20 protein-coding genes are annotated in these 24764 nt (G+C 62.7%); 7 read left to right on the top strand and 13 right to left on the bottom strand.

Annotated features, from left to right (window positions below; all coding sequences use genetic code 11):
* The 11 genes from DJ563_RS25430 to yaaA form a co-directional block, all read right to left on the bottom strand.
* Positions 1–1158: an alginate O-acetyltransferase gene (locus DJ563_RS25430; RefSeq protein ID WP_274099080.1), complete on the bottom strand. Its 1158-nt coding sequence runs from the start codon at positions 1156–1158 to the stop codon at positions 1–3.
* An 11-nt stretch (positions 1159–1169) separates the two neighbouring features.
* The gene (locus DJ563_RS25435; RefSeq protein WP_274099079.1) at positions 1170–2627 is read right to left on the bottom strand and encodes an MBOAT family O-acyltransferase; all 1458 of its coding nucleotides are present in this window, start codon (positions 2625–2627) and stop codon (positions 1170–1172) included.
* Between the two features lie 193 nt (positions 2628–2820).
* Positions 2821–3924, bottom strand: coding sequence for a mannuronate-specific alginate lyase (locus DJ563_RS25440; RefSeq protein ID WP_274099078.1), 1104 nt, complete (start codon positions 3922–3924; stop codon positions 2821–2823).
* A 7-nt stretch (positions 3925–3931) separates the two neighbouring features.
* Positions 3932–5371 carry an alginate O-acetyltransferase gene (locus DJ563_RS25445; RefSeq protein ID WP_434518536.1) on the bottom strand — a complete coding sequence of 480 codons (1440 nt, stop codon included), beginning with the start codon at positions 5369–5371 and terminating at the stop codon, positions 3932–3934.
* Between the two features lie 13 nt (positions 5372–5384).
* The gene (gene algG / locus DJ563_RS25450; RefSeq protein WP_274099076.1) at positions 5385–6944 is read right to left on the bottom strand and encodes a mannuronan 5-epimerase AlgG; all 1560 of its coding nucleotides are present in this window, start codon (positions 6942–6944) and stop codon (positions 5385–5387) included.
* A 22-nt stretch (positions 6945–6966) separates the two neighbouring features.
* Positions 6967–8445: an alginate export family protein gene (locus DJ563_RS25455; protein ID WP_047582654.1), complete on the bottom strand. Its 1479-nt coding sequence runs from the start codon at positions 8443–8445 to the stop codon at positions 6967–6969.
* Positions 8442–9869 carry an alginate biosynthesis TPR repeat lipoprotein AlgK gene (gene algK / locus DJ563_RS25460; protein WP_434518537.1) on the bottom strand — a complete coding sequence of 476 codons (1428 nt, stop codon included), beginning with the start codon at positions 9867–9869 and terminating at the stop codon, positions 8442–8444. Before algK ends, DJ563_RS25455 begins: the two co-directional genes overlap by 4 nt.
* Before the next feature lie 12 nt (positions 9870–9881).
* Positions 9882–11048: a PilZ domain-containing protein gene (locus DJ563_RS25465; protein ID WP_434518538.1), complete on the bottom strand. Its 1167-nt coding sequence runs from the start codon at positions 11046–11048 to the stop codon at positions 9882–9884.
* A 36-nt stretch (positions 11049–11084) separates the two neighbouring features.
* A complete protein-coding gene (locus DJ563_RS25470) occupies positions 11085–12566 on the bottom strand; it encodes a glycosyltransferase family 2 protein (protein WP_177326484.1) in 1482 nt (493 codons plus the stop codon).
* A gap of 81 nt (positions 12567–12647) precedes the next feature.
* The gene (locus tag DJ563_RS25475) at positions 12648–13964 is read right to left on the bottom strand and encodes a nucleotide sugar dehydrogenase (protein WP_095064190.1); all 1317 of its coding nucleotides are present in this window, start codon (positions 13962–13964) and stop codon (positions 12648–12650) included.
* 801 nt (positions 13965–14765) lie between these two features.
* The gene (gene yaaA / locus DJ563_RS25480; protein ID WP_434518539.1) at positions 14766–15545 is read right to left on the bottom strand and encodes a peroxide stress protein YaaA; all 780 of its coding nucleotides are present in this window, start codon (positions 15543–15545) and stop codon (positions 14766–14768) included.
* 135 nt (positions 15546–15680) lie between these two features.
* On the opposite strand from yaaA, the gene DJ563_RS25485 reads away from it, so the two are divergent.
* The 5 genes from DJ563_RS25485 (at position 15681) to moaE (ending at position 19764) form a co-directional block, all read left to right on the top strand.
* Complete coding sequence (locus DJ563_RS25485; protein WP_274099072.1) at positions 15681–16817, top strand: polysaccharide deacetylase family protein; 1137 nt, start codon at positions 15681–15683, stop codon at positions 16815–16817.
* 266 nt (positions 16818–17083) lie between these two features.
* A complete protein-coding gene (locus DJ563_RS25490; protein WP_033702869.1) occupies positions 17084–18478 on the top strand; it encodes a PhoH family protein in 1395 nt (464 codons plus the stop codon).
* A 121-nt stretch (positions 18479–18599) separates the two neighbouring features.
* The gene (gene moaC / locus DJ563_RS25495; RefSeq protein WP_033702868.1) at positions 18600–19070 is read left to right on the top strand and encodes a cyclic pyranopterin monophosphate synthase MoaC; all 471 of its coding nucleotides are present in this window, start codon (positions 18600–18602) and stop codon (positions 19068–19070) included.
* Positions 19070–19315: a molybdopterin converting factor subunit 1 gene (gene moaD / locus DJ563_RS25500; protein WP_033703011.1), complete on the top strand. Its 246-nt coding sequence runs from the start codon at positions 19070–19072 to the stop codon at positions 19313–19315. Before moaC ends, moaD begins: the two co-directional genes overlap by 1 nt.
* 2 nt (positions 19316–19317) lie before the next feature.
* Positions 19318–19764 carry a molybdopterin synthase catalytic subunit MoaE gene (gene moaE / locus DJ563_RS25505; protein WP_274099071.1) on the top strand — a complete coding sequence of 149 codons (447 nt, stop codon included), beginning with the start codon at positions 19318–19320 and terminating at the stop codon, positions 19762–19764.
* 161 nt (positions 19765–19925) lie between these two features.
* On the opposite strand, the gene rhlB is transcribed toward moaE, so the two are convergent.
* Positions 19926–21395 carry an ATP-dependent RNA helicase RhlB gene (gene rhlB, locus DJ563_RS25510; protein WP_274099946.1) on the bottom strand — a complete coding sequence of 490 codons (1470 nt, stop codon included), beginning with the start codon at positions 21393–21395 and terminating at the stop codon, positions 19926–19928.
* A gap of 100 nt (positions 21396–21495) precedes the next feature.
* Positions 21496–22152, bottom strand: coding sequence for an alpha/beta hydrolase (locus tag DJ563_RS25515; RefSeq protein WP_434518540.1), 657 nt, complete (start codon positions 22150–22152; stop codon positions 21496–21498).
* Between the two features lie 332 nt (positions 22153–22484).
* Between DJ563_RS25515 and DJ563_RS25520 the strand changes: the two genes are divergently transcribed.
* Positions 22485–23513, top strand: coding sequence for an amino acid ABC transporter substrate-binding protein (locus DJ563_RS25520; RefSeq protein ID WP_186663361.1), 1029 nt, complete (start codon positions 22485–22487; stop codon positions 23511–23513).
* Between the two features lie 67 nt (positions 23514–23580).
* Positions 23581–24759: an amino acid ABC transporter permease gene (locus DJ563_RS25525; RefSeq protein ID WP_434518541.1), complete on the top strand. Its 1179-nt coding sequence runs from the start codon at positions 23581–23583 to the stop codon at positions 24757–24759.
* Positions 24760–24764: the final 5 nt, after the last annotated feature.

Consider the following 24764-nt stretch of genomic DNA (forward strand, 5'->3'; position numbering starts at 1 on the left):
TCAGTGGTTCGTCCGGGTGGACGACAGGGCCAGGTTTTCTTCGGATTTGCGGGTGTTTTTCAGCTGCGCGATCCACTGCGGATCAAAGCTGCTGAGGTCGTTTTTCATGGGCAGATAACGTTCGGGGAATTCCCACACCACCACTTGTGGCGCGGCATTTTTGAAAGCATCGCTTTGCAGGTACTTGAGCATCGGCAGCAGCGGGCCATGGCCGTCTTCGGCGTAGTTGGCGACGTCGCTGTGCAGGGCTTGCTGCAGGGCACCGAGGAAGTTCCAGTGCGGGTTGGCGCTGTAGCTGGTGCCTACCAGTGCGACCGGAATCTGGCTGTCGGCGAACAGCGCATCGCCTGCCTCGCCTTCGGTTTCGGCTGGGCGTGTTGTGCGTTGCTGCAGGTTGTCCGGCGCCGGCAACAGGTTGCTGAACAGCGGGTCGAGTGGCAGGAAGTTGGTCAGGTCGCCCTTGTACGGCGCGGTATTGCCGGCTTCGGTGATGAAGGCCTGGGGGTCGCCATTGAGCAGGCTCTGGCGGCTGACCGCTTCGGCCAGCGCCTGGGCGGCGACTTCGGCGCCCATCGGCGTCCAGTGGGTGTCGGTGCGCAGGAATACCTGGCCACGGGTCTTGGCCTGCTCCATGGGCGCCATCAGGTCCGGGGCAAACACGTTGGCCTGGCGGGCCTGGGCATGGAACTGGTTGTACAGGTCGTCATGCAGGCTGGCTGGCAGTTCCTTGCCCACGTACTCCGAGTAGACCCGCGCCTTGGCCGGCACGATCGCCAGCACCAGCTGGCTGCCATGCTGCTGCAGGGTGTCGCGCACGCCACGGATCAGCGCCAGGTTTTCCTGCATCAGTTGCTCGGCACCGGCGGTGGGTTTGAACTCTTCATCGCTGAACAGCCATTGGTCACGGCCCAGCACCACGCCTGGGCGCCCTTCGTTGAACAGCTTGAAGTCCAGTGCCGCCCAGAGGTTGGTGCCCAGGCGCTTGATCGGGAACTGCTCGTCGTAGTGGGTCTCGGCGGCCTTGGCCAGCTTGCCGTTGAGCAAGGTCATCTGCGCGGTGCGCTGGAAGCTGTCCAGGCCGCCAGTGGACCAGGCGCCCATGCCGACCAGCAGGCCCAGGAACGACAGCGAATAGGTAATGCGTAATGTCCGGGTCATGGTCATCAACCTCAGAACTGGAAGTAAAGGAACGGCGAGTAGCTCTGCGCCGAAAGCTTGAGGATCGAGGCCACGAACAGCAGCAGGATCAGGGCGCGGGTCATCACCCGGGTCCAGTCCAGGCCAATCGAGCCGTCGGCGTTGATCTGCACCGGGGTCGCCTGCGGCGTCGGCTTGGCATTGCGGTAGAAGTCGCGCAGGCCGAAGTACGCCAAGGTGAGGTAGGCGATGATCAGGGTGGCCACTTGCAACCCGGTGAGCTGGGCGCGGTTGAGCTCCGACAGCTGCCATTCACCAAAGCTGAACATGGCGCCGTACATGCGGCCGGCCACGTGCAGGTTCTCGGCCCGGAAGATCACCCAGCCAACCACCACCAGCAGGAAGGTGAACGCCCACTTGACCGGGTTGAAGCGCTGCGGGTTGGTGTCGAGGCCCAGCGCCCGCTCGATGGCCAGCCACATGCCGTGCCAGGCGCCCCAGATGATGTAGGTGAAGTTGGCGCCGTGCCACAGCCCGCCCAGCAGCATGGTCAGGAACAGGTTGCGGTAGGTGTTGAAGGTGCCTTTGCGGTTGCCGCCCAGGGTGATGTACAGGTAGTCGCGCAGCCAGGTCGACAGGCTGATGTGCCAGCGGCGCCAGAACTCGGTGATCGACTGGCTGATGTACGGCTGCTTGAAGTTCTCCATGAAGCGGAAGCCCATCATCAGGCCCAGGCCGATGGCCATGTCGCTGTAGCCAGAGAAGTCGAAGTACAGCTGCGCGGTATAGGCCAGGGCGCCCAGCCAGGCGTCGCCGGTGGTCGGGTTCTGCAGGGCGAAGCAATGGTCGGCGACCACTGCCAGGGTGTCGGCGATGAACACTTTCTTGATGAAGCCCTGCATGAAGCGGGTGCAGCCTTCGGAGAACTTGTCCAGGGTGTGGGTGCGGTTGTTGAACTGGTCGACCAGGTCCTTGAAGCGCAGCACGGGGCCGGCGATCAGGTGCGGAAAGATCGCCACGAACGCTGCGAAGTCGATCAGGTTACGGGTGGCCGGGGTGTCGCCGCGGTACACGTCGATGATGTAGCTGATCGACTCGAAGATGTAGAACGAGATACCGATCGGCAGCAGCACGTGGGTGAGGATGAAGGGCTCCAGGCCAAACGAGCTGACGATCGCGTTGAGGCTGTCGACGCCGAAGTTGGCGTACTTGAAATAGCCGAGGATCGCCAGGTCGACGCCCACGCCCAGCAGCAGCCAGCGCTGCGCCGGCTTGGTGCGTACGCCTGCTGCGCCGACTTTAAGGCCGATCCAGTAGTTCCACAGGGTCACGCCGGCGAACAGGGCGAGGAAGTCCACGCGCCACCAGGCATAGAAGATGTAGCTGGCGACCAGCAACAGCAGGTTGCGATAGCGTTGCCCGCTCAAGTAGTACAGGCCGAGGAAGATCGGCAAGAACAGGAACAGGAACACGTTGGACGAGAAGACCATCCCGGTTCTCCTAATTTGTTCACAGCATCCAGGGCAAAGCGCCCCCCAAACCCCCCACGCAAATGTGGCGGGTTACCTAGATCCCTGTGGGAGCTGGCTTGCCTGCGATGCAAGGCGAAGCCTTGTCCTGCTATGGTCGGGGGCCGCTTCGCGGCCCATCGCAGGCAAGCCAGCTGCTACAGGGGGTTTTGCGTTATTTCTTGCTTTGTGCGCTCGGGTCATAGACCCGGGTCAGGTTGCCGCCCAGCCTGAAGCTGTCGAATGGCTGCATGCCGTGCTTGCGCTCAAGCGTGTCGCCCACGCACTGGTACAGCGCGCACCAGGGCTCGAGCCAGGCGTACTTGCTGTCGACCTTGAGGTCTTTCATGTCCTGTTTTTCACCTGCGCGCTCTGCGAAATGGCGCGGGTCGCGGGCGCCGGCCAGCACGCCTTCGCCCAGGCGCTGCAGGGCGAAGTTGTTCTCGCTGCGCAGGTCCACACCGTTGGCCTTGGCGAAGCTTGCGATCATCGCCAGCGGCGGCAGGGCGTAGTTGTGGTAGGCCAGGGCGCGCTGCTTGCGCTTGACTTCGTTGGGCAAGAAGCCCTGGTCGTCGATCTGGTTGGCGCCGACCTTGTATTCCTTCACGGCCCAGTCGAACAGGTCGCGGCGGTCGGTGGCCACGGCGGTGGCCATCACCGACCAGGCGGCCCAGTAGCTGTGGTTGTTGATCTTCTCCAGCGGCAGGTCGCTCCAGTCACGCACGGTCTGTTCGGCCAGGCGGGCGAACCAGCGCTCGATCTGCTCGGCTTCGGTCTGGTGCGCGGCCAGGGGCTGCGAATTGGAGAACTTCAGGCGCAGCCATGAGCCGCTCATGCTGCCCAGCGCCCATTTGCGCATCGACTTGCCGGTGTGGTTGTAGTCGGTGGACAGCAGCGCATCGGCGCGTGCCCAGGCCCCCAGCCAGGTCAGGGTGCAGTCGAGCTGCGCCGGGCGGCCATCACGCATGTACTGGTTGACCATCTTGGCGACGCCGCGCTCAAGCGTGGTGATGTCTTTGGTGGAATCGCGGAAGGCCTGTTCCGAGTCCAGGTTCAGGGTCGCCCGTGCCTTGTCCGAGCCTTCGTACTTGCTGCGAAACTGCAGCGCGCCGGTGTAAGGCTTGGGCGCCGCTTCGCAGCGGAACTTGCCGTCGCTGGTTTTGAGCTTTTCGATCCCCTCGTAGTAGCCCTGAGGGGGCACCAGCGCAGCATGCGCGGCGCCGCCGACCAGGGCCAGGGCGAGCAGGGCGGGGCTGAAGATGTGCTTGAACGTGGTCATGGTCGCCTCACTGGCCAGCTTGCGCGGTGTGCGCAGGCACGGCGAAGTTGTTGCGTTTGCAGAGTTTGGCCTCGACTTTCTGGGTGCCGTTTTCCGGCCCCTGGACCTCGAAGGCCAGCAGGTTCTGGTTGGCCCAGTCCTCGTCCTCGCGCATCTGGAAGACGAAGCGGCCGTCGGTGTCGGAGGTTTCCGGCTTCTCCAGCTTGATGTCCTCGTGGCGGCCATTGAGGTACCAGAGGGTCGCCTGCAGCACCTTGACCGAAGGGTCTTCGAACTTGACGTCCATCTGCAGGTTGCGGTTGATCAGGTCTTTGATCACGCCGCCCTTGCCGTTGACCATCAGCTCGTTCTTGCCAGGCTTGAGTGTGCTGCTGGCGCTCATCAGGGCCGGGCGCGCGTCGCAACCGTCGTCGAGCAGGCCGAGGATCTGCCGCCAGATGGTTTCCTGGTCCAGGCGATACAGCGGCGAAAATTCCCAGATGAGGATCTTCGGTGGGTTGTTCTGGAATTCCTCGCTGCCCAGGTACTGGATCATCGAACCTTCCAGGCCACCGCCAGGGAAGGCGACGTTGAGCACGTCGGCGCCGATGTACTGCTCGAGGAAGCCCGAGAAGTTGTAGTTCTTGCCGCTGTGGCTGGTACCGACCAGGGTGATCTGCGCATTGCCGCCGTCGCCGAACAGGTCGTCGCCGCCGCTGGCGCCTTTCGGCTCGGTGGCGAACTGGTCCATGTACTGCACGGCGTAGCTGGTGCCGCAGAGCTGGCCGGCGACGTTGTGCAGGGTGCCGGTCTTGCCCATGCGCCCAGACTTGCGGGTTTCGAATTCCTTGCGCGGGATGTCTTCGAAAGCCGGCATGTGGTGCACGGTATCGGCCACGATCTTGGCGGCGCGCTCGGCGCCATACGGCGTCCAGTGCTGGTCGCCGCGGAAGTAGAAGTCCTTGCCCTGGTCGGCGGCGGCCAGTTGCTCGTTGGTCAGCGGCGACAGGTCGGGGACGTTGTAGCCCATGCCGGCGAAGCGCTTGAGCATGGCCTGGTAGTTGCCCAGGGCCTTCTGGTAGTCGAAGGCGGCCTTTTCTTCGGGCTTGAGCATGTTGCGGTTCACCAGGCCACGGGTCGGCTGGTAGACCACGACCAGTTCCACGCCACGTTTCTTGAACGCGTCGTGCACCTGCTGCAGGCGTTTGTAGCCGGCGGGCGTGGTGGTGAACTCGGTGCGCAGGTCTTCGCGGGTACGGAACAGCCAGTCGCCCTGGGCCTGCACCAGCGTGGTGAAGTTCTGCTGGTAGCGGGTGGTGTAGCGGCTGGCGTCATGCGCCTCGGGGCACAGCTGGCAGCAGGGTTCGGCGCTGAACGTCGGGGCTTTCACCTCGTCGGCGCGCACGCCCTGGCTGATCGCCAGGAGGGCGGCGGACAGGCCCAGCAGTTTTATCAGGTGTGGAGTCATGGTCTGGGCTTCCTTAATCGATCATTTCGGTCTGGCGTTCGACCGGGTCGATCAGCACAGCCTTTTGCTGGCGCACCAGCAGGTCGAGGATTTCGTCCTGGCGCTCGCCGAGGATGCCGTTGAGGCTGATGCCGTTGGCCTTGCGCGGCGCGAGCATCGAAACCTTGTACAGCTCGACCGACAGCGGCGAGTCGATCGACAGCGGCCCGGAGCCGTTGGCCGCCAGCTCACCGCCGACCACGATCAGCGACACCTTGGTGTCGAACGGGTCGAGGGCAATGTCGCGGTCGGTGTCGGACAGGTCCTTGATGTGCCCGTACACACCGACCAGGCCGTTGGCCATGGCGACGTTTTCGTACAGGCGGATGTTCACGCTGTTGCGCACGCGGATGCCGTGGCGGCGGTTGTTGATCAGCTTGTTGCCCCAGATCAGGTTGTCGCCGCTTTCGTACAAGGTGATGCCGTCGGTGTGGTTGCGGTAGATCTCGTTGTAGGCGATCAGGTTGTTGACGCTGTTGCGGTCGATCACCACGCCCGAGAGCTTGTTGTCGTAGCTCTTGTTGTTGATGATCCAGCTGTCGTTGACCTCACGCGAGACGATGATGCCGTGCTTCTTCTTGGTGCCGTACACGGTGTTGCCGGCGATGATCAGGCGGTGCGAACGGTCGTGCGGGTCGATGCCGTAGACGATGTTGTCGCGGTAGGTGTTGTCCTTGACCACGAAGTCCTGGGTCTCGTAGCAGTAGAAGCCGTACCACATGTCGCTGAACTCCGAGCCGATGATCCAGCCGGTAGGTTCGGCGCGGCCCATCTGCTTGGACATGTTCGGCGTGTACTGCGAGATGCTCACACCGTAGGACTTGGACTTGGCGTAGCCGAAGCTGGCCATTTTGGTATTGACGATGTAGGTCTCGGTACCGCCCCACGACAACAGGAACGGGCGGAACTCCTGGGGCGAGCGGAAGGTGGCCGGGCCGTTGTCCTTCTCGCGCCAGCCGGTGACCTGGGTGTCGGTGACGAACAGCTTGCCGTCGTTGACCAGGAACGCGCCGCCTTCCTGGGAAAGGCGCAGTTGCTTGACCTTGCCGTCGATCTCGAGGATGCCCTTGTGCCCCACCACGATCGGCAGGCGCGACAGGTACACGCCCGGCTCGACTTCGCGCAGGTACTGCTTGGGTACCTGCTTGCTCAACTCGACCAGGTCGACATGGCCGTCGTCGACGAAAATCGCCTGCGGGATGCCATGCTGACGCTGCACCCACTCGGCGGCCTTGTTGTCACCGCCGATGAATTCCTTGAGCGACACTTCTTGCAGCATGCGGCGCACGCTGACCTTGCCCTTGTGGCTGCGGTCGATCTTTTTCTGCACGGCCTCGGCGGTGAAGCCGGTGAGGTCGGGCAGCTTGGGCGGGTCCATGTGCAGCGGTTCGACCGGTGCGGCAGAGATGGTGTAGGTCTTGGCCTGCTGCAGTTCCTTGGCGACTGCCGTGGGTTCTGCGGCGACGGCAAGGCCTGAGGCCAGCAGCAAGGCGCTGGCCAACAGGCTGTGACGTAGGTGCGGGTGAAGGGTCATGGCAACAAATCCTCTACCGGCCTCAGAAGCGCCAGATCACGTCGACGAAGGCACGGTGCATGTACGAGTCCGCTTCCTTGCCATAGGCATCGCCCGGCTTGAATACGCCGGCACGCAAGCGCACCAGGGCGGACGGTTCGTCGATGGCCTGGCTCATCGAGGCGGGCAGCAGGCCCTGCTTGAAGTACTTGGTCACGACCACGTCCATTTCCTGGCCGAGGTCTTTCTCGCCGTTGACCAGCGGGCGGCTGACGCCGTTGTCGTTGACCGCAGCATTGATGCCGCTGGAGCCAATGTTCTGCTGGCCATCGACGCGCCAGAACTTGTGGTAGATGAAGCTGGCGTCGTAGTCATCGCGCAGCTGCCAGGAGGCAAACAAAGTGGCCGCCTGCAGGTTGCCCAGCTCGCCGCGGAAGGCTTCGCCGAAGCGGTGCACGCGCGAGCGGGTACCGGTGAAGTTGGAGCGGTTGCTCTCAAGGCCGGTCTGCTCGAAGTTGTTCGAACCGTCGTCGCCACCGCCGCCGCTGCCACGGGCATAGGCCGCGCCGACTTGCCAGTTGGGGTCCAGGCGCAGGCGGATGCCGAGGTCGGTGGCCCAGGCGTTGACGTCGCCGCTCTGCTTGCCGGTAGCCACCTGCTCGTCGCCTACGGCCTGGCTGCTCAGGGTGTCGCGATCACCGGTCAGCCAGGTCAGGCTGCCCCAGTAGTTGACGGTGTGATCGTTGCGCCAGTTGTAGGCGTCGCTGTTGGCCTCCAGGCCCAGCCAGGTGAGGTCGCCGGTGCGGGTCTTGTCCAGCGCATCGACCGTCTCGCCGGGGTTTTTCAGGCTGCCGCTGTCGTGGGTGTGGTGGGCGCGGACGCCAACCCAATGGCCAGGCGTCCACTGCGTGGCGACGTTGCCATAGATGTGCGTGCGGTCCTTGTCTTCCGGGGCCAGCTCGGTGAGGTCGGTGCGGTACTCGCTGAAGCGCTGGGCCACGCCCAGGTCGGCCTTGAGCAAGGTGGTGTCGAAGGACCAGTTCAGTGCTTCGATGTTGGTGTCGCGCCACATGCCGTCGTCGCTGCGCAGGCGCTGGCGGCCGAAGCGCAGCTGCTCGCCCGGGTAGGCGGTGAGGCCGCTGTAGCCGACCCAGAACTCGCGCATGGCCAGGTAGTTTTTGTCTGGCTTGCGGCTGTCGTCGCCGGTGTCGGTGGTGGTGCCGTCATCGTTCTGGCGCAGGGTGTCGGTTTCGATGGTGTCGGTGGCGGCAACGGCCTGGCCCATGGCATAGGCGCTCCAGTTGCCACGCTCGCCATACACCCATGGGCGCAGGTCGAGGCCCAGGCCGTTGACGTCGCCGCCAGGGCGGGTGCCCAGGTCGCGGTCATCTTCCGATTGACCGGTGATTTTCACGTCCAGGCCGAAGTTTTTCTCGGCGGTCATGTCGGCCAGGGTCGGGCAGGACCACAGCAGGGCGAAGCTCAGGCCAATGCCGGCTTTCACGAAGGGATTGAGCGTCATAGCGAGTCCTCACCGTCTACTTCTTTTTCGTCGTCTTGCAAGGCTTCGAGGGCCAGGGTGCTGTTGGCGCCTTGGCTCATGCTGCCGCGTGCCTGCTTCTCCTGCGCCAGCAGGCGTTGGGCCTGGCTGCGCTGGTCAGGCGAGAGTTGCTGGTCGAGTTGCTGCAGCAGCTCGCTGGACTGTGGCGTCGGGTTTAGCTGCGACAGCTGGGCGAACACCCAGGCGTTGGTCGGCTCGCTGCGGATGCCATGGCCTTCGCTGAACAGCTGGGCCAAGGCATAGTCGGCGCTGTTCTGGCCGCCACGGGCGGCAGTCAGCAGGTGGTCGACGGCTTTCTGCGGCTCGACATTGCCCAGGTAGCCGCGGCGGTACAGCTGGCCCAGGTAGTAATGGGCGCTGATTTCGCCGGCGTCGGCGGCGGCCTGCAGGTGCTGTTCGGCCTTTGCTGCATCGGCCGGCAGCGTCTTGCCTTCGTAGTAGAGGCGGCCCAGCAACAGTTCGGCGCGCGGCTGTTCGGCTTCGCGGCCTTTGTCGATGTAGGCCATGAGCTGGTCGGTATCGCCCAGTTCGGGGAAGTCGTAGACCAGTTGCGCCAGGCTGACCCACGAGGCCGGGTTGGCCGGGGCCACATGTTCGAGCAGGTCCTTGGCGGTCTTTTCGTCGGTCTGGCCGAGGCTGCGGTCGGCCAGCACGCGGGCGACGCTGTCGACCCGGGTGGCCGGTATGGCGCCACGGGCATAGGCGGACTTCAGCTGGCCCAGCAGTGCGGCTTGCTGGTCGGCCTGGCCGCGCTTCTGGTAAACGGTGGCCAGTTCGACGTAGCAGATGTCGGTGGTGTTCAGGGCGGCCTTGCAGATGCGTTCGACCTCGCCCAGGTGCTGGTCGTAGGTGCCCTGGGTGCGATACAGCAGCACCTGGGCCAGGCCCGCCTCGGGGTTGCCGGCCGCGCGCCACTGGTCGATCTGCTGCTGCGCGTTGACGTTGGGGAAGCTCTGCGGGTATTGCAGGTAAAGCATCGCCAGCGGTATCAGGGTGTTGTTTTCACCCTGTTGGGCGGCGTGCTTGAGCAGGCTTTCGGCCTCTTCGCGTTCTGCCTGGGTGCTGTCGGGCTTGGCCACCAGCAGGCGGCCAAGGCGCGCCTGGGCCCGTGGCGAGGTGGCGGCCGCAGCGCGATAGGTGGCCTCGGCTTGCTGGATTTGCGCCGGGTCACGGGTGGCCACCTTGATGTCGGCCAGGCCCACTTGCGCGTCGCTGTAGCCCAGGTCGGCCAGGGCCTTGTAGTTGCGTTCAGCCAGGGCGGTGTCGCCGCGCTTGAGGGCTTCGTTGGCCAGACGCTGGTCGGGCAGGCCGGCACAGCCGGCCAGGGCGATGGCCGCGGCCAGGGCACAGAGGCCCAGGCTTGCGCTTTTCTTATGGGGAATCATCGCTGGATCCTCTTACAGCCCACGGGCCGCGGCTTTGTCGATCAGCCAGTTGAGCGACGGGCCACGGTCGCTGCTGACCGAGGCCGGGCGCCCGGCCAGTTCGGCAGGCAGGCCGCTGTCAGGCTTGATCTGCACGCGGATGTCGGCGGCCAGGTTCTCGTTGTCGAGGCTGGCGCTGCTGACGATCTGGCCAGTGCGCACTTCGTCTTCGCCGGCCACCTGGAAGTTGACCCGGGTACCTGGCTTGACCTCGTCGAACTGGCGGTAGCTGAAGCGGGCCTCGACCATCGGGTTGCTGGTGCGAGGGATCAACTGGAAGATCGGCTGGCCCTTGGCGGCGTACTGGCCGTCGTCCACCAGTTGCCGGGCAACCACGCAATCGCAGGGGCTGGTGAGGGTGCCGGAGAGTTGCTTGCCGAACAGCTCCTCGACCTTGGCCGGCTCCAGTTGCGAGTCGTCCAGGTGGCCCTTGAGCATGTCCAGCATGCTGGTGCTGAAGCTTGCCAGCGGCGCGCCCTTGACCACCAGGCCACCGCTTTCGACCAGGCTGTTCACGGTGCCGTCGCGGGGCATGGTGACGCTGGTGGTGGGCACCGCGACCACGCCGGCCTCGGCGTGGCTGACGAAGTACATGCCGTACAGCGACTTGGCCACGAAGCCGAAGGCGGCCACACCGACCACGAACACACCCAGGGTCACGCCGACCGCCTTGAGACGACCGAAGGCGGTCAGGCCGCTGCCGCCATCCTTCTGTTTGCGCGCCTTGGTGAAGTTGTCGCGCTGCAGCGTGCTGAGCACATCGCCGATGCTGATCAGTTCACCCGACAGATGGCTGGTGATGATGTGGCGCAGGGTGGCGATGTCGCGCGGTTCGAGGTTCTGGAACTGCGCGCCGGTACGGCTATTGCTCGGGTTGAAGGAGCGCACCTGGAACTCGATGTCGATCGACAGGCCCAGGTTGTCGACCACGAACTGCAGACGCCCGCGCAGCACATCGCCCACCGACAGTGGCTGTTTGCTGTGGAAGCTCAGGCCACCGGCGGACAGGTCATCGACCTTCACTTCGTGGGTTTGGCGCTGGGTATCCAGGAAGCGCAGCTTGGCTGGAATGCGCACCCGGGCGTGTTGGCGCTGGGCTTCGGACTCATGCACGACGTTGACGTTCACGGCGGTATTCATGGTGGTTTGTTCCTGTTAGATCCGATCCGGTTGGGCTCACACGACCATGAACAGCACAGCAACGAAGATGCTGGCCGCCGAGAAGGTCATGGTCCGCGAGGACCAGGTGTTGAACCATTGTTGAAAGCTGGCGAGGTCACGCTTGAGGGCAGTGGGCTGGCGGGTCCAGGACTGCTTGTCGAGGCGGAAGAACACGTAGATCTTCATCATCGCGCCGACGATCTGGTTGTAATAAAGAATCAGCGGATAGGCCGGCCCGACCTTGTGCCCCGAGCACAGCAGCATCACGGTCAGGATCAGGCGGGTGATGCCGATCCACAGCAGGTACACCAGCAAGAAGCCGAGGCCGAACTTGAGGCTGGCGATCACCGCCACGGTCAGGCCCAGCAGGCTGGTCCACATCGACACGCGCTGGTCGAACAGGACGATGCTGGTGAACAACCCCAGGCGCTGCAGGCCCAGGCCCAGCGCGCGCGAGTTCTGCCGCAGGTTGTTGCCGTACCAGCGGTACATCAGCTTGCGGCTGGCCTTGAGGAAGCTTTTTTCCGGCGGGTGCTCGACCGTATTGATCGCGGCATCCGGCACATAGAAGGTGTCGTAGCCAAGGCGCATCAGGCTGAACCAGCTGGACTTGTCGTCACCGGTGAGGAACTTGAAGCGGCCCAGGCGCCAGTGCATCAGCGAGTCGCTTTCGACGTCGGCGATGAACTCGGGGTTGGTCACCACGCTTGCGCGGAACATCGACATGCGCCCGGTCATGGTCAGCACGCGCTTGGACAGGGCCATCGAGCACATGTTGATGTGGCGCTGGGCGAAGCGCAGCTTGTGCCACTCGCTCATGATGTAGCCGCCGCGCACTTCGCAGAATTCGTTGGTGGTCAGGCCACCGACATTGGGGTAGAGCTTGAACCAGGGCACGGTCTTGCACACCACGCCATCGGCCAGCACGGTATCGCCATCGATCACGGCCACCACGGCGTTTTCGTCCGGGAGCATCCGCGAGATGGCGCGAAAACCATAGGCCAGGCCATCACGCTTGCCGGTGCCGGCGATGCGCACGATGTCCAGCTTGACGTGCTCTGGCGGGTTGTATTTGGCCCACAGGCTTTTCACCAGCAGTTCGTCCGACATCTCCACCAGCGAGCAGACCACGGTGGTGGGGAAGCCGCAGTTGATGGCTTCGCGGATCACCGAGCTGTACACCTGTGCGGTGGTCAGCGCATCGATGCGAAAACTGGTGACCATCAGGTACACATGGGACGGGTCCGCGGCCTTGCCCAGTTTCTGCACCTTGCGGCGCAGGTACGGGTAGACGGCATAGAGGAAGATCATGCCGCGGATGAAATGGGTGGCGCCCATCGAGTAGCGCCAGATGCCGACTGCGCCGACCAGGAAGATGAAGTGCTTCGACTGCGAGTCGAAGATATCGGCGGGCAGGGCCAGGGCGATCAGCATGAGCAGGCTCATGTAGAGCAGCCATCCGGCGCACTGCAACAGCACTGTCTGGAGCCTTTGCATGTTCAGCATCCGTCGCGAAATCAGGGAAGGAAGGGCAGCGCATGGTGGGTAAGGAGTACCCGCGCTGCCCGGCCAGGGGTGTTACCAGCAGATGCCTTCGGTACGGCTGGTGCTGCAGGTGGCGTTGTTCATGAAGCCGACCAGGTCGATCACCTGTTTGCCAGCGGGTGCTTGCTGGGCCAGGGCGCGGAACTGCTCGTCACGGTTGCCCAGGACGATGATGTCGGCGTTGTCGATGACCTGCTGGAAGTCGGCGTTGAGCAGCTTTGATACGTGGGGGATCTTCGACTCGATGTAGTCTTTGTTGGCGCCGTGGACCCGGGCGTACTGGACGTTCTCGTCGTAGATGTCCAGCTGGTAGCCCTTGCCGATCAGGCGCTCGGCCAGTTCCACCAGCGGGCTTTCGCGCAGGTCGTCGGTGCCGGCCTTGAAGCTCAGGCCGAGCAGGGCGACCTTGCGCTTGTCGTGGGCTTCGATCAGCTCGAAGGCGTTTTGCACTTGCGACTCGTTGCTGAGCATCAGCGAATCGAGCAGGGGTGCTCGCACGTCGAGGCTGGCGGCGCGGTAGGTGAGGGCGCGCACGTCCTTGGGCAGGCACGAACCGCCGAAGGCAAAGCCTGGGCGCATGTAGTACTGGGACAGGTTCAGCACCTTGTCCTGGCAGACCACGTCCATCACGTCGCGGCCATCGACACCTACGGCCTTGGCGATGTTGCCGATTTCGTTGGCGAAGGTGACCTTGGTGGCGTGCCACACGTTGCAGGTGTACTTGATCATCTCGGCCACTTCGATCGGCTTGCGGATGATCGGTGCGTCGAGCTCTTCGTACAGGCTTTGCAGTACGTCGCCGCTGGCGCTGTCCAGTTCGCCGATGACGGTCATCGGTGGCTGGTCGTAGTCTTTGATCGCAGTGCTCTCACGCAGGAACTCAGGGTTGACCGCAACGCCGAAGTCGACCCCGGCTTTTTTGCCCGAGCAATCTTCGAGAATCGGGATCACCACGTTCTTGACGGTACCTGGCAGCACGGTGCTGCGTACCACGATGGTGTGGCGGCGGGTTGTGTCACGCAGTACGTAGCCGATTTCGCGGCACACCGATTCGATGTACTCAAGGCCCAGGTCGCCGTTCTTCTTGCTCGGCGTACCGACGCAGATCATCGACACATCGCTGGCGCGGATGGCCTCGGCGAAGTCAGTGGTGCCGCGCAGGCGGCCATTGGCGATGCCTTGCTGCAGCAGTGCTTCCAGGCCAGGTTCGACGATGGGCGACTTGCCCTGGTTGATCAGGTCGATCTTGGTGCTGGACACGTCCACGCCAATCACTTCATGGCCTCGCGCCGTCAGGCAGCCTGCACAGACCGCACCTACATAACCCAAACCAAAGATGCTGATACGCATCGCTATCACCTCATGTGTGTTTATCACGCCAGCTCTTCAGGAAGAGCCGGGCCAGGTTGATCAACATCAGTTTCCGGGCGCACGGGTCCATGGCGAATGCACACTTCGCCGAGCGCAGGCAAAATTAATCCGGAGCGCGAAAAGTTATGCGCTCAAACTTGGCAGTCAAAAGCCATTATTAAAAAACGTGCCTTGGTCTTCAGCCGTCTTTATTGCAATGCGCTACTTGGCGCACTGCTGTGCTTGTTCTTTCAAGTGGATAAATCCTTTGAAATCAACCACTAGGACGAATTGTAAGGGCGCGTCTCTCCTGCTTGGACAGGGCTGTCGGGGGGAGCCCGTTATTCCTGTCGAAGTTGCCGGGGCGGGTAGTGGATACCTGCCGTTGTCATCTGTAAGTCATTTCTCACAGCCCGTAGGCAGGAAAATCGTTACGGCACTATGAGCGATTGGGCGTAGCAGAAGTTCCTGGGTGGATTCTGCACCGATGAAAGATTTCTAAATAATTCTTCAGTGGCAAATAGTTTCATTCTGATAGCACCGGGCAGTTTCGTCCCGGTATATAAAGGGCGAGACTGAGGGGGGATGTTTTTATGCCAGTATCGAAAAATATTTTTCAAAATTCGTCAAAAAAGGTACGAACGGTCTTATGGCGTTTTGCGATAAAGGTGGGTTCGTTGGTTTTTTGGCGTCATAAACATGGCTTGGTGGCGATATGAAGCCTGCCCTGTTGCAGGGCTGGGGAGGGGTGTTGCAGCTGGCCTCATCGCGAACAAGCCCGCGATGAGGCCCTTGCCAAAATCACTCGGCAGGGTGGTCGCGCAGGAACACCAGGTGATCAGGCTTGGACTGCTCGGCATTGTAGTAGTAGCCCTGCACATCAAACGTTTTGAGCTGCTCCGGGTCATTGATGCGCTGCTCGATCACGAAGCGGCTCATCATGCCCCGGGCTTTCTTGGCATAGAAACTGATGATCTTGTACTGGCCGTTCTTGAAGTCCTTGAAGTCGACGTTGATCACCCGGGCCTTCAAAGCGCTGCGTTTCACCGCACTGAAGTACTCGTTGCTGGCCAGGTTCAGCAGCACGTCATCGCCTTGTTCGGCCAGGGCCTGGTTCAGCCATTCGCTGATGCGTGTGCCCCAGAAGGCATATAGGTCCTTGCCGCGGGCGTTGGCCAGCTTGGTGCCCATTTCCAGGCGGTAGGGCTGCATCAGATCGAGCGGGCGCAGCAGGCCGTACAGGCCCGAAAGCATGCGCAGGTGGTCTTGCGCGTAGCTGAAGTCGTCCTCGCCAAGGCTTTGCGCATCGAGGCCGGTGTACACATCGCCTTTGAACGCCAGCAGCGCCTGCTTGGCGTTGGCCGGGGTGAAGTCTGGGGTCCAGCTGCCGAAGCGTGCGGCATTGAGGCCGGCAAGCTTGTCGGACAGGTGCATCAGTTCGCTGATCTGGGCGGGCGACAGCTCGCGCAGTTGCACGATCAGTTCCTGGGAGTCGTCCAGGTACTGGGGCAGGGTGAAACGCTCGGTCACCGGCGGGGTGTCGTAATCGAGGGTCTTGGCGGGGGAAATCACCGTCAGCATCGGGTCGGCTCCTGGAATCGTTGGCGCGATTCTACGGGCTGGGGCAGGCAAGTCCAAACTATGCCGACGATAGTCACAGACCATCGGCATTCCAGGCGCTATAGTGCGCGTTTTGCTGTTGCGGAGCTTCCCACCGTGCGCATTGCATCGGCCCTGCTGGCCGCGCTGTTGAGCCTGGCCGTGCAGGCCGCCCCTTCGCCCCAGGTAAGCCTGGACCGCAGCCTGTGGCCCGAGCAGCTGGACAGCCCGGCGTTGTTCGATGTTGCCTCGCGTGCCGAGATCCTCTCGTTCGCCCAAGTGCTGCACGAGAGCGAGCTGCTCGATGATGGCGCACTGGCGGCGCGGTTGGGCCTGCGGCAGGTCAACCTGCAGAAGGTGCGCCTGGTGCGGGCGCGCATGTGGCAGCGCTTGTGGCAGGGTTATCAACAGGCCCAACGCAGCTGCGCGCAAGATGCCTCGTTCTGCTACCCGGTTACCTCGATGGCGGAATTGCGCACCCAGGCGGCCACGTTTGCCGCTGATGTCGGCACGTTCTACACCAGTTGGGTCGAGCCCAGCCACCAGTTCCATGTCCGTTACCTGGACGAGCAACTGCGCAAGGCAGCGCTGCTGGGGCAAACCAGCAGCGAGGTCGAGCGCCTGTCCAGCCGTGAGCGCAATGGCGATGAGCTCAACGATCGCATGTTCCTGCTGACCTTCGTCGGCGGCCCCGGCCCTGATGGGGGCAACACCGACACGCTCGCCGCCTACCTGCGCAGGCAGAAGCTCGAGGGCACGTTCTTCGTGCTTGGCAACCGCCTGCAGCAACGCCGCGATGCCGGTGCGGCGAATGCACTGCGCCAGCTCTATCGTGGGCAATGCGTGGGTATCCAGGGCTGGGAATATCGCTCCCATGCGCAGTGGACGGCTTGGCAGGACTCGCTGCGGCGCAGCCAGGCACGGGTGCAGGCTGACCTGCCCGAGCAGTACGTGCCGCTGTTCCGCCCGCCTTATGGCCAGCGTCGGGCCGATGGCGAAGCCTTCATGGCCAGCCAGCAGTTGCGCGTGTCGTTATGGGATATTGATGCCCAGGATGATGGCGCGCTGAGCGCGGAGGCTTCGGCGCAACGGGTGCTGACCTTGATGCTGCTGTGGCGCAAGGGCGTGATCCAGCTCCATGACAGCCTGCCCAAAGCCCAGCCGGCGGTGCAATGGTTGCTGCAAAACACTGCGCAGAGCGGCATCGGTTGGGAGGATTGCCACGCCTACGGCCAGGCTCGACAGGGGGATTAATATTTGACTGTAGACCCGCCTTGCCCCCTCGCCAACCCCTGATTGCCATTCGGAAAAATAAACTTCATTGACACGTAAAAATACTTTTTCTAGTCATGGTTTATGCGGTATGAAGAAACCAGACAGCCGATCCCTGCAGCACAGGTGGCGTCATCCACCGTGTCAGGTTCGCTTCCCGCCCGTAGCAACGCGGATACGGGAAGACCGGCAGTCACTCTGCGGCGCAGCAGACCGCGCCGTGTGGCTTCGACATAAGGTGACCGAGTATGGATGACCAAGGACGCAACCCTTCCTCCAGCAAGCCAATCCTGTATGTGCTCGATACCAACGTCCTGATTCACGACCCCAACGCATTGCTCAACTTCGAGGAGCACCACGTCGCCCTGCCGATGACGGTGCTGGAGGAACTCGACAAGCTCAAGACCGGCAAGCAGACCATCGCCGCCGAATGTCGCCAGGCCATCCGCCTGATCGACCAGACCCTGGGTGACGCCTCGCCCAGCGATGTCGAACAGGGGGTACCGATCCAGCGTGGCAAGAGTGGGCCCAAGGGCTTCTTGTCGATCCTGATGAGCCCGCGCAACGAACCGAACCGGCTGCTGCCGGAAAACCTCAACGACAACATCATCATCAACCAGTTGCTGGAACTGCGGGCCAAGCGCACCGACCTTGACGTGGTACTGGTCACCAAAGACATCAACATGCGCCTGAAGGCGCGCGCCTGTGGCATCGCGGCCGAGGACTACAGCACCGACCAGCTGGTCGATGACGTGTCGCTGTTGTCCAAGGGCTACCACTCGGTCACCGGCTCGTTCTGGGACCGGGTCAGCAAGGTCGACACCCGTCAGGAGCGGGGCCGCACCTGGCATCGGGTACAGCTGATCGACAACCTGCCGGCTGTGCACGTCAACGAATTCATCATCGATGAGCAAGGTTTCGTCGGCTGGATCAAGGGCATCCGCAGCGATGAACTGCTGCTGCTCGACCTGCATCAGGAACCCCTGTTGCACCAGGAAGCCTGGGGCCTGAAACCGCGAGACATCCATCAGAGCCTGGCGCTGTTCGCCCTGCTCGACCCGGATATCCACCTGGTCAACCTGACCGGCGCCGCCGGCTCCGGCAAAACCATCCTGGCCCTGGCGGCGGCCATTGAACAGACCATGGTCAGCAAGCGCTACCGGCGCATCATCGCCACCCGCAGCGTGCAGGGGCTGGACCAGGAGATCGGCTTCTTGCCGGGCACCGAAGCGGAGAAGATGGAGCCTTGGCTGGGTGCCATCACCGACAACCTCGAAGCCTTGCACATGGACGACGAGAGCACCCACGGCAGCGTCGAGTACATCCTTGAACGGGTGCCACTGCAGTTCAAGTCGCTGAACTACATTCGCGGTCGCAGCTTCCAGCAGAGCCTGATCCTGATCGACGAATGCCAGAACCTCACGCCGCACCAGATGAAAACCATCATCACCCGTGCCGGCTCCGGTTCCAAGGTGGTCTGCCTGGGCAACCTGGCGCAGATCGACACCCCCTACCTGTCCGCGACCAGCTCGGGCCTGACCTACCTGACCGAGCGCTTCAAGGACTTCCCCCATGGCGTGCACATCACCCTGCAGGGTGTGCCGCGCTCGGTGCTGGCCGAGTACGCCGAGTCGCATCTGTAACCCTTCGAGCCGGGCGGCGCGCCGCCCGGCCTCTTTGCGGGGCCACCACTGACAGTACATTCCGCTGCTCAAACCTGACCCACGGGTTTACACTCTTTGTTCCCTTCACAGGAGCAGAGCAGTGCTGACACATCTTGATTCCCAGGGGCGGGCCAACATGGTCGACGTCACTGAAAAGGCCGTGACCGAGCGCGAGGCCATTGCCGAGGCGCGGGTGCGCATGTTGCCGCAGACCTTGCAGATGATCGTCGATGGCGAGCACCCCAAGGGCGATGTGTTCGCCGTGGCGCGCATCGCCGGCATCCAGGCGGCGAAGAAGACCAGCGACCTGATTCCGCTGTGCCATCCGCTGATGCTGACCAGCGTCAAGGTCGAGCTCAGCGCCGAAGGCCAGGACGCGGTGCGTATCGTTGCCCGCTGCAAGCTGGCCGGGCAGACCGGTGTCGAGATGGAAGCACTGACCGCTGCCAGCGTTGCCGCGCTGACGATCTACGACATGTGCAAGGCCGTGGACAAAGGCATGGTGATCGAGCAGGTGCGCCTGCTGGAAAAACTCGGCGGCAAGAGCGGCCACTACAAGGTGGGCGCATGATCAAGGTCAAGGTGATGTATTTCGCCCGTTACCGGGAGTTGCTCGGGCTCGACGCCGAGCGCCTGGAAGGCGACTTCGCGGTAGTCGACGATGTGCGCAAGGCGCTGGTGGCCAAAGGCGAGCAGTATGCGTTGCTGGCCGAGCAGAACCTGATGTGCGCGCGCAACGAAGAGCTGTGCAAACTTGATGAGCCGCTGGCGGAGGGCGATGAAGTGGCGTTCTTCCCGCCAGTGACCGGAGGCTGAACATGACGGTGCGAGTGCAGCCAGAAGCGTTTGACCCAGGTTTCGAGGTCAATGCCATGCACGCCGCGAATGTCGGCGTGGGCGCGGTGGTGGGGTTCGTCGGCTATGTGCGGGACTTCAACGATGGTCGGGACGTGGCGGGGATGTTCCTGGAACACTATCCGGGGATGACCGAGAAGGCCTTGGCCAAGATCGTGGTCGAAGCCGAGCAGCGCTGGCCGTTGCTCAAGGTCGACGTGTTGCACCGCATTGGTGCGCTTGAGCCCGGTGAGCCGATCGTTTTCGTCGGCGTGGCCAGTGCCCATCGGCAGGCGGCGTTCGATGCCTGCAACTTCATCATGGACTACCTGAAGACCCGGGCGCCGTTCTGGAAGAAGGAAAACACCCAGGAAGGGCCGCGCTGGGTGGAAGGCAAGCAGAGTGACCAGGACGCGGCGGGGCGCTGGTAGGCAAGGTTGCGCCGATTCCCTGTAGGAGCGGCCTTGTGTCGCGATAGGGCCGCGCAGCGGCCCCAGCAATCGCTGCATCAAAGCTGAAATTTTGGGGCCGCTGCGCGGCCCTATCGCGACACAAGGCCGCTCCTACAGGGGCGGCATCAGCATTCGGGCAATCAGTGGTGCTTGCGTGGTACCGGCGTCAACAGCTCATCTGGCGGCATCTCGCACTTGATCTTGCGCCCCAGCAGTTCTTCGATCGCCGGCAACTGGTAGGAATCGTCCTCACCGGCAAAGCTGATCGACACACCACTGGTCCCGGCACGGCCAGTACGGCCGATGCGGTGCACGTAGTCATCGGCATCTTCGGGCAGGGTGAAGTTGATCACGTGGCTGATGCCATCGATGTGAATACCACGGCCCGCCACGTCGGTGGCCACCAGCACGGTAATCCGGCCTTCACGGAAGCTTTCCAGGGTGCGAATGCGCTTGTGCTGTGGCACATCGCCCGACAGTTGCGCAGCGTTGATGCCATCGCGCACCAGCTTTTCTTCGATGCGCCGCACCTCGTCCTTGCGGTTGGCAAACACCATCACCCGTTCCCACTTGTTCTGGGTCACCAGGTTGTACAGCAGCTTGTACTTGTCGCTGCCAGCCACCGCGTACACGTGCTGCTCGACGGTTTCGCTGGCCACGTTTTCCGGTTCGATCTCGACGATGGCCGGGTCGGTGGTCCACTGTTTGGCCAGGTTCATCACGTCTTCGGTGAAGGTGGCGGAGAACAGCAGGGTCTGGCGTTCGCTTTTCGGCGGGGTCTGGCGAATGATCTGGCGTACCTGGGGGATAAAGCCCATGTCGAGCATGCGGTCGGCTTCGTCCAGTACCATCACCTCGACCATGTCCAGGTGCACTTCACCGCGCTGGTTGAAGTCCAGCAGGCGGCCCGGGGTGGCGACCAGAATGTCGCAGTGGCGTGCTTCCAGGGCCTTGAGCTGCTTGTCGAAGTCCATGCCGCCGACAAAGCTCATGACGTTCAGGCCGGTGTACTTGGTCAGGGCTGCGGCGTCCTTGGCGATCTGCACCACCAGTTCGCGGGTCGGCGCGATGATCAGCGCGCGCGGTTCGCCCATGTAGCGTTCCTTGGGCGGCGGCGTCTGCTGCAACTGGGAAATGATCGAGATCAAAAACGCTGCGGTCTTGCCGGTGCCGGTCTGAGCGCGGCCGATCGCGTCCTGGCCACGCAGGGTGTAACCCAATACCTGAGCCTGGATCGGCGTGCAGTAGGGGAAGCCCAGGTCATGGATCGCGTGCATCACTTCGTTGGACAGCTTGAAGTCGTGGAAGCGGGTTTTACCTTCCTGCGGCTCGACCACGAAGTCTTCCAGCTTCCACAGGCTGGCCTGTGGCTTTGGCTTGGGCTTGCGTTCGCGACGCGGTTTGTCCTTGGCCGGGTTGTCGGCAGCGGCAGGCGCTTGGGCCTCTTGGCTGGCGTCGGCGCGTTGTGGGGCCGGCTGGGGCGCTGGCTGAGGCTGGGGCTGAGCCACAGCAGCGGGCGCAGGCTCGGGCGTTTTCACGCTGGCAGCGGGATCGACGGCCTGGGGCGCGGCGTCTCCTTTGCCGAATATTTTTTTGAGTGCCTTGAGCACGATCGTCTCATCAACTGGTTAAGGAATGTACGCCGGGCAGTGTAAAGCAAGAACCCGACGCGGCGTAGCGGAATACACCCACAACTACAGGCGATCAGGCTTATTGCAGCTGCTTGCTCAACCAGTCATGGATGTCGCCCAGCTCTTCGACCACCACTTCGTGTTCCATGGGGTACTCGTGCCAGCGAGCGGCGACACCCCAGGTATTGAGGTGCTCGAACGCGGTGCGGCCCATCGAGGGGATCACCACCGGGTCATGCACACCATGCAGGCACAGGGCCGGGGTGCGTTGCTGGCAGGCGCTCAGTTCATGGGCGTCGGAGAAGGTCGGGGCATAGGTGGACAGGGCGATCACGCCGCCCAGGGCTTCTTGCCACTTTATATAAGCCGTGTGCAGTACCACCGCGCCGCCCTGGGAGAAGCCGGCCAGGAAAATCCGCGTCAGGTTGATGCCCTTGGCCTGTTCTGCCTTGATCAGGGCGATCACCTGCTCGGCCGATTCCTCCAGCTGCGCCTCGTCGATGGCACGTGCCGGGGTCATGGCCTTGATGTCGTACCAGCTGGGCATGGCATAGCCGCCGTTGATGGTCACGGGGCGGGTGGGGGCCTGGGGCATGATGAAGCGGGTGCTGAGCAGTCGTTCCTGCATGAATTCGGCAACCGGTAGGAAGTCGTAACGGTCGGCGCCCAGGCCGTGCAACCAGATCACACAGGCGTCGGCGGTTTTCTGCGGTTCGAGAATCAGCGGGTTGGTCATGACTGCTCCGAAAATGTGCGGGTCTTGTTATGGCGTGCTTAAAAAGAAGGCGCTGCAAATGATTGTCGGAAAAATAATGTCGCAACGATACAACTTTGCCTACTTGACGTGCGCTTAAACGCTTTAGCCGCCAACTGTGGTACGCCCTTTGCTACGAATCATACGATGCAAGGGTCAGGCCGTGACGGTAACACCCTTTGCAAGCGAAGGCTGTCATAGAACAGCCCATTGCGCCAATTGACCCAATAACAAGCCAACACGGGTCGGATACGCCTCAAAAGGGTGCGGTGCAATTCCGGCTCGGTACAACAAGAGCGATTTGGAGGTTGTGAATGAAGATGTTGAAAACCACCCTGGCAGTCCTGACCGCTGCCGCTGCGCTGGGCGCCGTGACTACCGCCCAGGCCGGCGCCACGCTTGATGCGGTAAAGAAGAAGGGCTTCGTCCAGTGTGGCGTGAGCGACGGTCTTCCAGGCTTCTCGGTACCTGATGCGCAAGGCAAGATCGTCGGTATCGACGCCGATGTCTGCCGCGCCGTGGCCGCCGCCGTGTTCGGCGATGCGACCAAGGTCAAGTTCAGCCAGCTCAACGCCAAGGAACGCTTCACCGCACTGCAGTCCGGCGAAGTCGACGTGCTGTCGCGCAACACTACCTGGACCAGCTCGCGCGATGCCGGCATGGGCCTGGTGTTTGCCGGTGTCACCTACTATGACGGCGTCGGTTTCCTGGTCAACAAGAAGCTGGGGGTATCCAGCGCCAAAGAGCTCGACGGCGCGACCATCTGCATCCAGGCCGGTACCACCACCGAACTGAACGTGTCCGACTACTTCCGCGCCAATAACCTCAAGTACACCCCGATCACCTTCGACACCTCCGACGAAAGCGCCAAGTCGCTGGAGTCGGGCCGTTGCGACGTGCTGACCTCGGACAAGTCGCAGCTGTTCGCCCAGCGCTCCAAGCTGGCCGCGCCGACCGACTACGTGGTGCTGCCGGAAACCATCTCCAAGGAACCGCTGGGCCCGGTGGTGCGCAAGGGCGACGAAGAGTGGTTCAGCATCGTCAAGTGGACCCTGTTCGCCATGATCAATGCCGAAGAGGCTGGTATCACTTCGAAAACCGTCGAAGCCGAGGCCAAGTCCACCAAGAACCCGGACAATGCCCGCCTGCTCGGCGCTGACGGCGAGTACGGCAAAGACCTCAAGCTGCCCAAAGACTGGGTAGTCCAGATTGTCAAGCAAGTCGGCAACTATGGCGAAGTGTTCGAGAAGAACCTGGGCCAGAGCACCGACCTGAAGATCGACCGTGGCATGAACGCCCTGTGGAACAACGGCGGCATCCAGTACGCGCCACCTGTGCGCTGATGGTTGCACCCTGCGGCGGCATTCCGCCGTCGCAGGCTGTTCGAATCCCTACTTTCCGGGGCACTTCATGCAAAATCGAATCGGCGCACAAAAGGGGCTATCCCTGAGTGATCCACGTGTGCGCGCGTGGCTGTTCCAGGTACTCACGATCCTGTTCGTGGTGGGCCTGGGCTGGTACCTGTTTCACAACACGCAGACCAACCTGCAGCACCGGGGCATCACCTCCGGCTTCGACTTCCTCGACCGCAGTGCCGGCTTCGGCATCGCTCAGCACCTGATCCCTTATGTGGAGTCCGACAGCTACGCGCGGGTGTTCGTCATCGGCCTGCTCAACACCCTGCTGGTCACCTTCATCGGCGTCATCCTGGCGACGATCCTGGGGTTCATCATCGGCGTGGCGCGGTTATCACCCAACTGGATGATCAACAAGCTGGCGACCGTGTATGTGGAGACCTTCCGCAACATTCCGCCGTTGTTGCAGATCCTGTTCTGGTACTTCGCGGTGTTTCTGACCCTGCCGGGACCGCGGGGCAGCATCAACCTCGACGACATGTTCTTCATCAGCAACCGCGGGCTGAACATGCCCGGTGCCTCGATGGCCGAGGGCTTCTGGCCGTTTGCCGTTGCCGTGGGGCTGGCGATCGTGGCCACGGTGGCGATGGTGCGCTATGCCAACAAACGCTTCAACGAGACCGGCAAGCCGTTCCACAAGTTCTGGGCAGGGCTGGCGCTGCTGGTCGTCATCCCCGGTCTGTGCGTATTGCTGTTCGGCAGCCCGGTGCACTGGGAAGTGCCGCAGCTCAAGGGTTTCAACTTCGTTGGCGGCTGGGTGCTGATTCCCGAACTGCTGGCCCTGACCCTGGCGCTGACCATCTATACCGCGGCGTTCATCGCCGAAATCGTGCGCTCGGGTATCCGTTCGGTCAGCCATGGCCAGACCGAAGCTGCGCGTTCGCTTGGCCTGCGCGAGGGCCCGACTCTGCGCAAGGTGATCATCCCCCAGGCACTGCGGGTGATCATTCCGCCACTGACCAGCCAGTACCTGAACCTGGCGAAGAACTCGTCGCTGGCGGCCGGTATCGGCTACCCGGAGATGGTCTCGCTGTTCGCCGGTACCGTGCTTAATCAGACCGGCCAGGCCATCGAGGTGATTGCCATCACCATGAGTGTCTATCTCGCCATCAGCATCAGCATTTCGCTGCTGATGAACTGGTACAACAAGCGCATCGCGCTGATCGAGCGGTGAGGATA

The sequence above is a fragment of the Pseudomonas sp. NFX1 genome, from assembly GCF_051123555.1.
GTDB classification, from domain to species: domain Bacteria; phylum Pseudomonadota; class Gammaproteobacteria; order Pseudomonadales; family Pseudomonadaceae; genus Aquipseudomonas; species Aquipseudomonas capeferrum.